Source organism: Embleya sp. NPDC050493, assembly GCF_044458105.1.
Taxonomy (GTDB): Bacteria; Actinomycetota; Actinomycetes; order Streptomycetales; family Streptomycetaceae; genus Embleya.
This window is the reverse complement of sequence record NZ_JBITHP010000023.1, coordinates 39,038-52,315: the sequence shown is the minus strand read 5'-3', so window position 1 is coordinate 52,315 and position 13,278 is coordinate 39,038. Positions and strand designations below refer to the sequence as shown.

The window sequence follows — 13,278 nt, the reverse complement described above, 5'->3', positions numbered from 1 at the left end:
CGATGCGTGCGTCCCGGTCGGCGAACGGTCAGGTGTCCGGCGGAGAGGTCGACCGAACCGGCCGGAAGCCGAGTGGTCTCGTTCGGGCCGAGAGCGTGGACTGCCACCAGAGCGACGATCAGCCTGCCGGCAGGGGTGGGAGTGCGGTCGATGACTTCCCTCGGCGCCTCGGGGGGAATTCGAGGGGAATCTTCTCGGCCGCGGTAACCGCGGGTGGGATCCGCGAAGAGACGAATCCGGACGCGCCGCCAACCCGGCCCACGGAGATGCTTTGCCACAGCAGCCGTCAGGTCGCCCGGCAGGCTCCGGTGTCGACCCATGCGTGGATGAGGTCGTGGTGCAGGGTCTGGCCTTCCGGCGCGTTGGGTATTCGTATCGGGACGTCCGCGGGATCGCGCCCGGCGTTCTCGACGGTCAGACACACCGCGTAGCGCCCGTTGTTCGTCGCGATCGTGAACCGCTCGCCCGCGATCGACCCCGAGACAGCTTCGATCCGCAAAGCCGGCCGCGAACCGTTCGGCGAATCGAGTCTGGTCCCCACGAGTGTGGTGTAGTCGATCGACCCGGCGAACCCTTCCGCCACCGACCCACTCGACAGCTCCGCCGCGAACTTGTCCGCCGCCGATCGCACGGAGTCCCGATCCCACGTCGACCGATCGTGCAGGTTCACCATCAACAGGCCCAACCCGAAACCGCACAGCGCGGTCAGGATCCCGCCGACCTGCCCCTTCCCGAACGACTCCCCCCAGCGCGGCGCGGTCGCCGCGTCGTCACCCGGACCCGCGAACCTTCGGTACAGCCAAGGGATATCGACCACGCTCAGCAGTAACGCCAAGCCACCGAGCCCGAAAAAGTAGACGGCCGATCCAGGCATGCCACTTCCCCCGTTCACCGGCTCGACCACCGCGCCGGCTGCGCCCGAAGGTACACCCCTGCATTTGCGGAGTCCTTGGCAGAGGTCTCAAAGATCGAGCACGGCGGCGACGGCCTCGATCTCGACGAGTCGGTCCTTGTAACCGAATACGGTCACGCCCATCAGGTGCTGGGGACGCCATGGTCGGCGAACGAGTCCCGGACCACCTGACAAACGCGGTGTCGACAGCCCGGCCCCCGCCTCCCCCGCACTGCCACCCTCGTGCGACGGCCCGTCGAGGACCACCCGGCCTCGTCGGAACCCGCCGCCGCGAATTGCCCGAACCACGTGCCTCCTTCGCCGTACTCCTCGCCGGCCGGCCGACACCGTCCCCACCGGCCCGGTGAGGACGCCGCCGTCCGCAGACTCCTCCACGACCTCGACACCGTGCCCAACCCCGGTCACCGCCCGCCCGCGCCCAACCGGTACCGGACCCGCAACGGCGCATCCACCGCTCACGCCGGTGCGGCACACGCGCCCCCACCCCGCGCCACCACGAACGGCCCCTCGGCCACCCGGCGTTCGCCGCCGCCCACACGGGAACCCTCTCCCATCGGAACCACGCCGCGCCCGCCATCCGGACGAGGTCGCGCCGCCGCGGCGGCTTGGATCCCGATCACCCCGCGCTGCGCCGCCCGTCCCGACCCGGCGGAAACCGCGGACGACCTCGTCCTGCCGGGCGAGGTCCCCGAACACCAACGCGGACCCGGTGCGACACGAGCAGGCCGGTACGGCCCGTCCGGTGCCGGTGCAGCGCGCGGTGCACCGGCTGGCCGCACCGAACCGACCGCACGGACGCGGATGCGGCGGCGGGTGAACGGCCGGCGGTGATCGCCGGGCATCCGTAACCGGCCTCCCGGCCCCCGGGACGCTGCGCGCCGCAGGGCCGACCAACTGTCCGTTGCCATCGAAACGAGGCGAATGGCAGCGAATCAAGTTGTTTCGACCTTTGCGCCGGCGATCCTGGACGTTCGTGGTTTCACGGGATCGGACGCTTCTCAGTGCTGGACCAGACAGAAGGGGTGTCCCGCCGGGTCCGCGTAGACGCGCCAGCTTCGCCCGTCCGGACCGATATCGAGCACCGTCGCGCCTGCGGCCAGCACCTCTCGCTGAGCCCGATCCAGGTCTGCGACACCCAGGTCCAGATGGAACTGCTGGGGCCGCGCGGGGTCCGGCCACTGTGGCCGCCGGTAGTTCGCCACGCGCTGGAAGGCGAGCACGAGACCGGACGGCGAGTGGAGCGTTGCCCAGCCGTCACCAGGTGCCCATCGCCGATCCTGCCGATTGACGACGCCGCCGAGGAGGGATCTGTAGAACTCGGAGAGTCGCCTCGGATCAGGACAGTCCAACACCACGCACTGCAGATCGGCAATCACGACCAGACTGTAGACCGTCCCCGAGCACGCACCTAGCGTCGCCGGTCGCGCCGCGTCCAGGCTCGAGGCCGTGGCCTTGTGACAAACGATCCAGTCCATGCAGGTGAGAGCGCCCAACTCGACCGACTCCGTCGACACCAGACACCAACGCCTGAACACCGCGCGCGAATGCCGACGCCGTGACGCTTGCGGATCGCCGAAAACGGCCGGGCATGCTCTTCGTTGTCCACTTGCCGGAACGCTCGGCAAGATCGGGAGCCGCCCGACAGTCGAGGGTCGGGGCCGTACCGACCGGTCACGGGCGGGCGCCTTCGGCGTCGCCGGCGCGATGGCCACGTCACCCCGGGGCAGTTGGACCCGCGTGTCCTACATCGAGATGACATCGCGGTTCCTCGAACCCGTCCTTCCGGGCCTTTCCACAATCCAAGGCCGCGTCAAACGCTGAACCCACTGACATCCGCTCGTGGCGAGAGGCGCTGTCACTCGCCATGTGGTCGGCAGTGAAAATGCTCTGTGCCGCATCGGGCAAACCCTGAACCGGCGCGGCACTTGAACCCGGAAGCAAACACCGTTCCCGGAGCAAAACGCTCTTTCATTCGACGTAGAGGAACTCCGGGCCGTAGGTCTTCCCGCCGCCGTCCGGAAGCTGTTGCACCATCAGGGAGCGCGCGAGGGGCCCCATCTTGAACATGTGGCCGACCGCGGTACCCACCTCACTCCTGCCCGCGTTCGGATCGTCCGCCCGCCACGCGCGCTCCAGCGCCCGCAGCATCGAGCTGAACTCGGTGTTGAACGCGTCGAGAGTCTCCCGGATCTCGGGAGTGGGAGCGTTCGTCGGGTCGTTGGCCCAGCCGCCCTCGGGGACCCTGCCCATGGGGTGGGCCGGAGGCAGGGGAACGGCGTCGCCCGTGAAGTCCCAGACGTCCGGGGACTCCGAAACCTTGATCAGCTTCCGGCCGTGGAAGAGTTCGCGGAACACGTAGAAGTGCGCCAGCTCTCCCGGCTTCCCGGGGAAGGGATTCTCGGGCGAGGCGGAGGTGCCCTCGCCCTGCTCCTTGATGACCTCGATGGCGGCCCGGACCTTCTCGATGCTGTCGAGCGGGACGATGTCGTTGCCCTGCCCGTGGTGGGCCAGCGAGTAGTCGATCTGTCGGGCGCCGGTGATCAGGTGGCTGTGCGCCTCGAACGCTTTCTCGATCGCGGTGTAGAAGGCCCCGATCGTGGTGAAGGTCTCGAATTGCGCGACGGGGTCGTCCGGACGCTCGATCTCGGAGAACATCTCGACGGAAGCCTTGTTCAAGCCCTCCAGGAAGACGATCAAGTCGGGGCGTACACCACCGGGCAGCGGGTGCTCGTACTTCGGCACCACGCTCGGGTCGGCGATGACCGGATTCCCGCCGATGGTGGTGAGCATGTTGCACACCAACCCCATGTGGGTCATCTCGTCGAACATGACCGCCCGGATCGCGTCGTAGACCGGCCCCTGCCTCTGCTCGATCGACCACAGGCCGCTCGCGTAGGGGCCGATGGTCGCGACCTCGACCATGATCGCCTGCTGGAGCGCGTTCCTCAGCCACTCCGCGTCGCGCTCCGTGGGGCGAACCCCCATCAGTTCGACGATGGCGTTGCTCTGGTACTCGAGAGTTTGGGTCACACCGCTACCTTTCCGATCCGTGCATGAAAACGTGACGGCCGTGGTCCACCGTCGACGGATACCAACGTAGGTGCCTCCAACCCGCGGACCGTCGCCACACGAGACGGCCATTCGGGTGCTTCGCGGCTCGATCCGCGCCCACCGCGCGCCGGCCAACGAGGGTTCAACGACCGCTCGGGTTCGTTCACACTCGCGTCCCCGCCCACGGCGCGCCCCCCGCCCGCCGCGCCGCGTGCCGCCGGGGCCTGCGCCGCCGGGAGGAACGGGTGAGGAGACGAGCCGTTGTTCGTCGATGCCTCGGCAGGGCCTCGGGCAGGGCGAGAGAAGGGACGTCTCCCTGCACCGAAGGATGCGGGTAGAGGTGTCGGCGTGGTCGCGGCCGCGCGGACAAGGGGGTTGACCGGCCTGCTCGTCCCCGGGGGCGCGGTCGGCTCGATGCACCCCCGGGGACACGCCCCGGTTTACCCCTTGTCCGCGCGGGCCGGGCGGTCGGTCACACGATGGTGGTCCAGATCGAGCGGTGGGCGGGGCCGTGCTCGTCGAGCTGCTCGAGGGTGGTCGCGTACACGCGCATCACCCGGCGGTCCAGGGCGCGCATCGCGTGCAGGGCCGGGCGCAGCCGGTCGATCCGGCGGTGCAGCACGGCCCAACACGGCCAAGCATCGGATGCCGGCGGCGATCGCGACGCGGGTCGGCACCGTCTACCCCGACGACCCGAGGAGCCCGCTCGAGACCGTGATGCCGCTGGATCTGCGGCCGCGTCCCGGTGGCGGGGTGTGTGCGGGGGTGGGGGATGTCGTCGCCAGCGCGCCGCGGGGCAGCGGATCGCGTTCGCGGTGGTCCCGACGGTGTGTTTGCGCAGGCCTCACACGGGGGTGTGGACGATCCTCGCGCACGAGGTGCGGTTGCTCGAGGAGTGGGTGAGGACCGTAGCGGTGCCGGTGCTGTTGACCGGACGCCACGACGCCCCGGTGCTTCCGCCGCAGGTGACATCTGCGCGGCCTACGACGACGTGCGAGGTCGACTCGCCGACGCCGGTACCGTCCCGGCCACCGAACGATCCCGGGCCCGATTCGAAGCCGCGGCCGCGCGGACTGATCGACGTACTCGCCCCGTCCCCCGGTGGTTTCGCCGAGGAGACGGTACGGGCGTGGGCCGAGGCGCTGACCGATGCCGAGGCCCTCGACCACGCGAACCGGCCGGCCCGGGTCCGCCACGATCCCGCCGCGATCCTCGTGGTGCTTCGTATCTTGATCGCCGAGGCCCGGGTCGCCGCAGGGCGTAGGGGTCCCCGGCAGGATGAAGTCGGGGGCCTGTCGCGGGAATTGCGGTATGCCGGTCACCCGAAGGGGGCGACCGCCTGGAGGACGGTGACGACCAGGACCGTGCCGCCGACCTCGTAGCGCAGGAACGCGTTCGCGACGGTGACCTCGCGGCGGTCGCGGTCGCCGCGGACCGGGCACGAACCAGGCCCGTAGGGGTCGCGGCCGATGATGGACTCCGCGCCCGACCTGACCTCGCCGGGCTGGGTGTCGCCGAGTTTCGACAGGCCGTCCTCGGCCTCGTTCGTGTACTGAATCCGGTAGGTCACGGCTGCTTAACCGGATTGCCCTCGGCGTCGACGATCCCCGAGTAGTCCCCGCGGCGGATCCGCTCGACCGCGGCGTCCTCGTCCTCGTACGCCTCGGCCGGCAACGCCCAACCCAGGATCGCCCGACGCACCAGATGCTCCAGCGGGGTCGCGTACATCTCCTCGTCGAACTCCGCCCGACGCTCCGGCGGCAACGCCGCACGGCTCTCCCCGAGCGTGCCCGGCAACGTCACCACCTCGCCCCGCACCCACATGCGTCATGGCTTTGTTCACGAGAAGTGAAGGCGCCGGTACAGCGGTTCGGGTGTCGCCAGGATTCGCCAGGGGTGAGGTTCACGGGTTTTGAAGGCGGTCGGGCGGTTGCGGTGTGAGCATCGAAGTGCTCTTCATATTGGGGAGGCTCCGATGCCGCGTGAATCGAAGGTCGCGTTGGACGCGGCGATCCGGCGTGACCATCGTGCGGGGCTGTCGACGCGCGCAATCGAGAGCAAGCACGGGGTTAGCCGGCGGACGATCAGCAAGGCGGTGAACTCGGCGTGGCCCGAGCCGCGCAAGCCGCTGCCGCCGCGCCGAGCAGTTGCAGCAGCTCGGTCTCGTCGTTCGGCACCCGACGGGAGAGCACCACGGTGGCGTTCGCGTCGATTGTGGTGCAGTGGTGCTGCGTCTTGCCCGCGTCCGTCCCGGCCCACGGTTCGGGCACCGGATCCTCCTCCGTCGTGCGTGTGCCTGGCCCCGGCAGACGACTTCGCTGTCACGTCCATACAGGCGATTCGGTTCGCCTATCCCAATCAGCAACCGAGTCGTCGCGGGACTTCGGGCGGCCAATCCCTCTGAGCCACGACAACGGCATACGCATGACAGCCACACCCGGAGTCCCTGGGTGTCCCGACCCTACGAACGACCGGGAACCAACCCGACAAGAAAGGTATGGATCCGCCTGACCTTGGTGTTCAGGGTCGAGCAAGCAGGAGGAACTCAGGTGCGCGGCGCCGGGGGAAACGCCACACTGACCTGATGGACCATGTCGAGGCGGCCCGGGAACTGGTTCAGGAGCGCTTTCCCCAGGCTCGGGCCGTGTTCTTGGCCGGCAGCGTGCTGACCAAGCGCCGCACCCTTACCTCCGACTTGGACATTGTCGTCCTGGTCACCGGGCTGTCGGCCCCATGCCGCGAAAGCCTCGTGCACCGGGGCTGGCCGGTGGAGCTGTTCGTGCAGACCGAGCACCACTGGCGCACCTTCGTCGAGCGGGAGACAGCCGCCCGACGCTCCCCACTGTTGGCCATGTGTGCCGAGGGGATGTTGCTGGCCGATGCGGACGGGCTCGGAGCGGCGCTGCAGCGCGAGGCGCAGGCGCGGCTGACCGCCGGCCCGCCGCAGGCCTCGCCGGCCGAGCTGGACGACCGGCGGTATGCGCTCACCGACGGGCTGGAAGACCTGCGCGGCTGCACCGACCCGGAAGAGCGCGTCTACCTCGTGGCTGATCTGCTGCAACGGGCCTCGGAACTGGCCCTCTTGGCTGGAGGGCGCTGGCTCGGCGGCGGCAAGTGGCTGTCGCGTCGGCTTGTGACAGCCGATCCAGGGTTGCACAGCAGGTTGATTGCAGGTGCGGTCGCGGCGGTCTCAAGCGATGCGGACGGGACCGGGCGCTTTGCCGCCGCAGTCGAAGAGGTCCTGGATCGGGTCGGCGGCCCGCTGTGGGCGGGGTACACCCGCGGATGACGACACGTAACCCTGAGTGCTTTCGCGTGGACGCGACACACCGGAATCCTTGGTCGCCTTCAAAACTCGGGAACATTCCACCCTCGCTCACGGCCCGACCGCCTTCCGAACTCGCGGACGAACGCCTTCACGAGTCATGGACATAGCCACCCACCTGCGGGCACCACATCGGGCTCAACGACTTGGTCCCGGGCTCCTGCGGCCGGACCCGGACCCGCAGTTGGTGGCCACGATGCATCGCCTGCTCGACCGGCGGATCGACGAGATCGCCGCCCGGATCCGGCGGGGCGAGGCGGGAGGCCCGCCCATGGACCGACATTCCCCTCCGCCGGCCGTGAGACACAGCCCGCACCAGGGGCATTCGGGCCCCGGCTTGGCCATGATGCTCACACGGGCCGCGTCCGCGAGCCCACGAACAAGGAGGCACACCGTGACCGATCCCGACACGAAATCCACCGCACCCGTCGTGGAGGAGGAGGGCGTTCGGCAGGTCGTTCCGGCGGTGATCAGGGTCGCCCCCTCGCCCGCCGCGGCCGACGCCCGCGACGCGCTCCTGGACGCCATCGGCAAGGAGGCCCGCGTCCTCGCCGACACCCACCCCGGCCAGGCGTCCCAGGCACTTCGGGAACTCGCCCACGCCTATGCCCTGGTGACCACCGCGACCCCCACGATCCCCGACACCTTCGTCGGCGCCAACCGCAACGGTCGCGCCGACATGGTGATCGCCCCCACCAAGCCCTCCGGCGGTTACGAGTCCGGCGACTACACCGGCCAGGTCCACATGGTGTTCGACGCGGTGGTCGAGGCCTGACCCCCGGGGAGACGATCCGTATCCGGCCGGGGGCACGACGCCCCGCCAGGTTTCCGGCCGCAAGCCCCGGGCCGAGGAACCCGGTCCGGGGCTCGGCGTCGTTCCCGTACCCGGCTCCGAGGGATGTGAACGGGCGGCATGGGGCACGCGGTGGGTGCGGCGTCCCGGCGGTACCGTGCGCTACGGAAGTCTCTTCGATTCACCTCTTCCCTGCCCGTAGCCATGGGCGGACCATGCCGTTGAGCCTTGTATGCGGCCGGGTTCGCCGGGTGCGGGAGGTATGACACGTTCCATGAACAGGCGCCGGGTACTGAAACTGGGAGCGGCGGCAGCGGCCGGCACAGGACTGGCTCTCGGAGCCGCACCGGCCGGCGCGGCGGCCCCGGTGGTCACCCGTCCCGAGGTACGCACGCTGACCACGCAGCAGTGGCAGGACTTCGTGGCCGCGGTGCACCAACTGCACTCCGGCGACGACCCCTACACCGCCATGGTCGGAACGCACTACAACCACCAGAGCGCCGGACACGGGGTCCCGGCGTTCCTTCCCTGGCACCGCGTGGATCTGTCGCGGTTGGCAAAGCGCCTCCGGGAGATCGACCCGAGCGTCGTCCTGCCCTACTGGGACTGGAGCCGGGACTCCCAGGCTCCGGAACGCTCGCCGGTGCTGGGGCCCTCCTACTTCGGCGGCGTGGGCAGGCAACCTGACGGCGCCGTCGTGGACGGGGCCTTCCCCAACTGGCAGTGCACCATCCCCAACCGCCACCTCCTGCGCCGCACCACCGGCCCCCGGATCGCCTCGTTCCACAGCCCGGAATCCCTCGAAAGGATTCTGACGAATTCCAATTCGTACGACTACCTGCGGCGCCATCTGGAAGGGGCACCGCACGGGGCCGTCCATACACATATCGGCGGGAACAACGGCGACATGTCCTTCATGTACGCGCCCAACGACCCGATCTTCTGGGTGGCCGAATGCTTCATCGACCTGTTGTGGGCCGAGTGGCAACAGCGGAATCCGACCCTGGCCCGCACCTACGACGGAGGGGGTGCGAAGCCCTCCAACGTCCTGCGCCCCTTCGACGTGACCGTCGCCGACACCTTCGACACCCGCGCCCTGGGCTACATCTACCCCCGGTGGTCCGCCCGCAGGCCCGCGTAGCCCGCCGGTGCCCGCACCCCGGGGCCACGGCCAACGGACCGATTCGGTGGCGCGAAGTCACCGTGAGCGTGCCGGACCGGCCACCACGTTCGGCACGTGCCGGGCCCGGCCCGGCGAGACCGACGTCGACCGACACGACCCCTCGCTCGATCGTGTGAATCCTGCCCGAAGTCGGTGCTTCCGGTGGCATGCTGGGCGCGTTCCCGGCCGGGTCCTCACATTCATCTCGCGGTGGCTCGTGCGGGCGGGCTGTGCCCGAACGGGAGTCCAGGACAGGGAATTCACCCGAGAAGGGCTTCAGGCGTGGACCTCAAGACACGTACACGACGGCTCAGGTCCGGCATGGTGGCGGCGCTGAGCGCAACCGCGCTGACGGTGACACTGGCCACCGACGCTCAAGCCGCCACCGGCACCTTCACCTACACCGACGGCAACACGTACCAACAGGTCACCTACACCAATCCGTCACCGGATCGCTGCATCACGATCAATACGTGGTCGTACGACTTCACCAACAACACGAACTCGTATGCGTGGCTCTACATCGGGACCGCAGGATGCTACGGGACCAACCCCGTATACATCGCCCCCGGCGAGACTAAATTGGGCCAGCTGACGACCTACGCCCACCTCAAGTTCGCCGTCTGATCACTGAAGGTGCGGACGCCACGGGACCGTTACCGGCTCGGCCCCCGTGGCGTCCGCCGGTCGCGATTCCTCCTGACGGGTCTGACACGAAAATAGCGTTCGTCGGGTGGCCGGGATGGGCTCGAAGCGGATGGTCAGGCCGAGGCTGTTGGCTTCTTTGACCATGCGGCGCATGGCACGTTCGGGGTTGCGTTTGGTGAAGTGGTCGGTGCCGGGGTCGCGGTAGGGGACGTTGTCGTGCAGAACATGCCAGATGGCGATGGCGATTTTGTGCATGACCGCGACCAGGGCTCGTCTGCCGCCCCGCCGGGCGGCGATGCGCCGGAAGAACACCGCGAGGTAGCCGTCCTTGTTCCTGACCGCGGCCATCGCGGCGATGCCGAGCAGGCGTTTGAGGTTGCTGTTGCCCGGGCGGGTGCGCCCGGACCTGTTCACGCCGGCGGATTCGTTCTGGCCCGGGCATACCCCGATCCACGAGGCGAGGTGGTGGGCGGTGGGGAACTGGGCCATGTCCCCGCCGGTTTCGGCGATGACGATCTCGGCGGCCAGGCGTGCGATCCCCGGAATGGTGTCCAGGTTCGCCAGGTCCTCCTCGTGGTCCGCCACCAGGGCGGCGATCCGCGTGGCGACGTTGTTGGCCGTGGCCCAGTCCCTGACGCGTTGGCATCTCCTCGTCGTGAGGTGTGGGGAGAAGTTGTCGAGCACGATCGCGATTCGGATCTCGATCGGGTGGAGGGTTCGCAGGTGGCGGCAGAACTCCGGGAACTTCGTGCGGGTCTTGGTCTTCTTGACGTGCGCGTAGAGCTTGTCGGCGCTCGGGTCGTAGGCGGAGAACAGGTGCCGCGCCCCGTGTGCCCGGGTGTGGGTCGCGCGGCGGCGGGGTCGGGGTTCACGGTCGGGGTCCTTGTGTCGTCCGCCGCGTTCGGTCCACTGTCGGCCGGGGTGGGGTTGGAGGTTGAGAGGGCTGAACTCGTCCATGCACCGGACGACTTCGGGTTCGCCGGCCTCGGGGCGGACCTCGTCGTCGGCGATGGCGTAGAGGCATTGTCATCTGCCTGGCCGGGTTTGCCCTGCTCGGCGGCGCTGTCTGGGCCCGCATCATCGGCGTGATCCTGGCGGGGCTGAGCATGATCGCCAACTTCGCCTGGCTGCCGCACTACCCGGTGTGGTCGATCGTGGTGATCGCGATCGACATCGCGTCATCTGCGCGCTGTGCACCGGCCCGCAACGGGACACCCGGTAGCCCGGAAATTCCGCCGCGCGGCGGCCTGGCGAGGTCCGGTTTCCGACGGTCGTGCTCGCGCTGATCGGCGCCGGGGCGACGTCGTCACACTTCCCACGGGGTGATCCCCCAGCGGACGGTGTGCTGTTCGCCGGGGCCGAGGGTGACGAGCCCGGCGCCGCTGCGCAAAGCGTCCGGCGGGCAGGTCATCGCCTCGATGGCGACCGCACGACGGCGCTGCTCGGGTGGGAGGGTGTCGCCGGTGTAGACCTGTACGTAGTCGGCGCCTTCGCCGAGCCACACGTCGGTGCCGAACGCACCCGAGGGGTGGGCAAGACGGACCGTTGCCCGCCCGTCCGCGTCCCGGTCCAGGTCGGTGAACGGGGTGTCCAGGCGGAGCACTCCGATCGTTTGGGGGGTGCGCAGGTCGTACTCGGTCCCGGTGACCGGTTCGGTGGACACGGGCAGGCCGCGCTCGTCGGTGCGCAGCCATGTCCGTGCGGGGACCGTCAGCACCGCCTGATCGACGAGCGCGGTGCCCGCGGTGACATAGGGGTGCTGGCCGAAGCCGTACGGCGCGGGGCTCGTGTCGAGGTTGCGCGTGGTGACGGCGACATCGAGCCCTTCGGCGCTCAGGGAGTACCGGGCGCGGAGGCGAAGGTGGAACGGGTAGCCCGGTTGCGGCCACAGCGGGACCTCCAGGACGGCACGGCTGTCGCTCGCCTCCACGACCTGCCAGGCGACCCACCGGAGCAGCCCGTGGATGGCATTGCCGCCGGCCGGCTCGGTGAGCGGCAGTTGCAGGTCCTTACCGGCCCAGCGGTACCGGCCGTCGCGGACCCGGTTGGGCCACGGCACCAGGATCTGGCCGCGTCCGCCGGTGATGCGATCGTCCTGCTCGCCGAATCCGTCGATCACGGTCCGCTCGCCGACCGTGTACGACCGCAGCGCCGCGCCCAGTTCGACGACGACGGCGCGGTGCGCGCCGCGGCAGAGCGTCACTTGCCTTCCGGTGCGGCTTCGTTGCACGCGTTGCTCCTCGGTCGGCCCGGTGCTCGGGGGCGTGGTGTGGTGGGTGGTCCGGGGCGTCGCCCCCTCGTCCGGAGCGTGCGGTTCCGTGCGGGGCCGGTCAAGCGCAACGCGCTTTCACGGTCGAAATCGTCGGACAGGTTCGCCCACCGGGGTCACCGGCGGCCTGACGGAAGCTCGGCTTCAGACGGCGCCGGCGGACCCGCGGCGGCCGATCCGCCGCCAGACGGCCCGTTGGAATCGGAGCATCAGTACGCCGACCACGATCAGCAGCACGACGTTGAGCAGGAGTTGTGCCAGGGATCCGCGGGCTTCGCTCCAACTGGAGAAGGCGCAGGAGACGCCGACGTCGGCGGCTGCGGGGATGGTGGTGACGGAGATGAAGACGCCGAGCAGCGCGCTCGTCCTGGCCTGGGTCAGGGACACGATCCCGACGATGCCGGCCAGCACCGCGACGACGACGGAGAAGACGTTGGGGCTGTCGATCAGCGCGGAGACCGGCCTGATGCCGAGTTCGAACGCCCTGGGCTGAAGGCCGAGCCCCCGGATCGCCCACGAGAACAGGAAGGTCGCCGCGACGGCCAGCGAGAATCCCGCGGTCAGGGCGAACAGGCCCTGCCGGATCCTTGTGCGGTTGCCGCGGTCGATGCCCAGCGCGACGCTGGTGATGGCGCCGTACTCCGGTCCGACGACCATCGCCGCGACGATCAGGATCTGGGAGTTGGTGATGATCCCCACCGCCCCGATGACGCCGGCGATGACCAGGTAGACGTAGAAGCTCGGCAGGTAGGTTCCCTCGGCGCGAATGCGCGCCTCGACCTCCTCCCAGACCGGCGCGTGGGCGAGCGCCCCGAGCTGCCGCCGCTCCGCCTTGGCGGCGGTGCCGGAGAAGGCCATCTCCACCGGCTCGATGACGATGGATCCGCGGATGTCCAGTTCCAGCTCGCGCAGACTGCGCAGCACGGTGTTCGCCGCGCCCGCCAGGATGTCGCACTCGATCGCGACGCCGTCGGGGTGACGCGCCGGTTCGGCCATGACGACCAGGTTGAAGACGTAGCGGCCGTCTCCCAGTAACTCGACTGTGCGGGCGGTGAGGTCGTGGGGGCTCACCAGCCGGACGTGGATCATCTCCATGCACAACCTCCATCGCCGGGCG

General features: G+C 69.5%; 14 protein-coding genes and 2 pseudogenes. 4 read left to right on the top strand and 12 right to left on the bottom strand.

Annotated features, from left to right (window positions below; translation table 11 throughout):
* Window positions 1-286: 286 nt before the first annotated feature.
* The 8 genes and pseudogenes from ACIBM5_RS33935 to ACIBM5_RS33900 form a co-directional block, all read right to left on the bottom strand.
* Window positions 287-874 (bottom strand): hypothetical protein, encoded by a 588-nt coding sequence (locus tag ACIBM5_RS33935; RefSeq protein WP_396010481.1) that lies wholly within the window; start codon window positions 872-874, stop codon window positions 287-289.
* Between the two features lie 87 nt (window positions 875-961).
* A pseudogene (locus ACIBM5_RS33930) lies at window positions 962-1,083 on the bottom strand (RidA family protein); the annotation flags it as partial.
* Between the two features lie 828 nt (window positions 1,084-1,911).
* The gene (locus ACIBM5_RS33925; RefSeq protein ID WP_396010480.1) at window positions 1,912-2,289 is read right to left on the bottom strand and encodes a VOC family protein; all 378 of its coding nucleotides are present in this window, start codon (window positions 2,287-2,289) and stop codon (window positions 1,912-1,914) included.
* A 592-nt stretch (window positions 2,290-2,881) separates the two neighbouring features.
* On the bottom strand, window positions 2,882-3,943 hold the full coding sequence (locus tag ACIBM5_RS33920) for a ferritin-like protein (RefSeq protein ID WP_396010479.1): 1,062 nt from the start codon (window positions 3,941-3,943) through the stop codon (window positions 2,882-2,884).
* Window positions 3,944-4,436: 493 nt separating this feature from the next.
* The gene (locus tag ACIBM5_RS33915; protein ID WP_396010478.1) at window positions 4,437-4,586 is read right to left on the bottom strand and encodes a hypothetical protein; all 150 of its coding nucleotides are present in this window, start codon (window positions 4,584-4,586) and stop codon (window positions 4,437-4,439) included.
* Window positions 4,587-5,282: 696 nt separating this feature from the next.
* Window positions 5,283-5,534: a hypothetical protein gene (locus ACIBM5_RS33910; RefSeq protein WP_396010477.1), complete on the bottom strand. Its 252-nt coding sequence runs from the start codon at window positions 5,532-5,534 to the stop codon at window positions 5,283-5,285.
* On the bottom strand, window positions 5,531-5,788 hold the full coding sequence (locus ACIBM5_RS33905; protein ID WP_396010476.1) for a hypothetical protein: 258 nt from the start codon (window positions 5,786-5,788) through the stop codon (window positions 5,531-5,533). The genes ACIBM5_RS33910 and ACIBM5_RS33905 overlap by 4 nt, the downstream gene beginning before the upstream one ends.
* Window positions 5,789-6,048: 260 nt before the next feature.
* Window positions 6,049-6,234: a transposase gene (locus tag ACIBM5_RS33900; RefSeq protein WP_396010475.1), complete on the bottom strand. Its 186-nt coding sequence runs from the start codon at window positions 6,232-6,234 to the stop codon at window positions 6,049-6,051.
* 314 nt (window positions 6,235-6,548) lie between these two features.
* Between ACIBM5_RS33900 and ACIBM5_RS33895 the strand changes: the two genes are divergently transcribed.
* The 4 genes from ACIBM5_RS33895 to ACIBM5_RS33880 all read left to right on the top strand — a co-directional run bounded on the left by ACIBM5_RS33895 (window position 6,549) and on the right by ACIBM5_RS33880 (window position 9,871).
* Window positions 6,549-7,253 carry a nucleotidyltransferase domain-containing protein gene (locus ACIBM5_RS33895; protein WP_396010474.1) on the top strand — a complete coding sequence of 235 codons (705 nt, stop codon included), beginning with the start codon at window positions 6,549-6,551 and terminating at the stop codon, window positions 7,251-7,253.
* A gap of 430 nt (window positions 7,254-7,683) precedes the next feature.
* Window positions 7,684-8,064, top strand: a complete 381-nt coding sequence (locus tag ACIBM5_RS33890) for a hypothetical protein (protein WP_396010473.1) — start codon at window positions 7,684-7,686, stop codon at window positions 8,062-8,064.
* Between the two features lie 292 nt (window positions 8,065-8,356).
* A complete protein-coding gene (locus ACIBM5_RS33885; protein ID WP_396010472.1) occupies window positions 8,357-9,223 on the top strand; it encodes a tyrosinase family protein in 867 nt (288 codons plus the stop codon).
* Between the two features lie 303 nt (window positions 9,224-9,526).
* The gene (locus tag ACIBM5_RS33880) at window positions 9,527-9,871 is read left to right on the top strand and encodes a hypothetical protein (protein ID WP_396010471.1); all 345 of its coding nucleotides are present in this window, start codon (window positions 9,527-9,529) and stop codon (window positions 9,869-9,871) included.
* On the opposite strand, the gene ACIBM5_RS33875 is transcribed toward ACIBM5_RS33880, so the two are convergent.
* The 4 genes and pseudogenes from ACIBM5_RS33875 to ACIBM5_RS33860 form a co-directional block, all read right to left on the bottom strand.
* Complete coding sequence (locus ACIBM5_RS33875) at window positions 9,872-10,477, bottom strand: transposase (protein ID WP_396010586.1); 606 nt, start codon at window positions 10,475-10,477, stop codon at window positions 9,872-9,874.
* Window positions 10,478-10,498: 21 nt separating this feature from the next.
* Window positions 10,499-10,912, bottom strand: a pseudogene (locus tag ACIBM5_RS33870) (transposase); the annotation flags it as partial.
* A 286-nt stretch (window positions 10,913-11,198) separates the two neighbouring features.
* A complete protein-coding gene (locus tag ACIBM5_RS33865) occupies window positions 11,199-12,095 on the bottom strand; it encodes an aldose 1-epimerase family protein (protein ID WP_396010470.1) in 897 nt (298 codons plus the stop codon).
* Window positions 12,096-12,305: 210 nt separating this feature from the next.
* Window positions 12,306-13,256, bottom strand: coding sequence for a DUF389 domain-containing protein (locus ACIBM5_RS33860; protein ID WP_396010469.1), 951 nt, complete (start codon window positions 13,254-13,256; stop codon window positions 12,306-12,308).
* Between the last annotated feature and the right edge of the window lie 22 nt (window positions 13,257-13,278).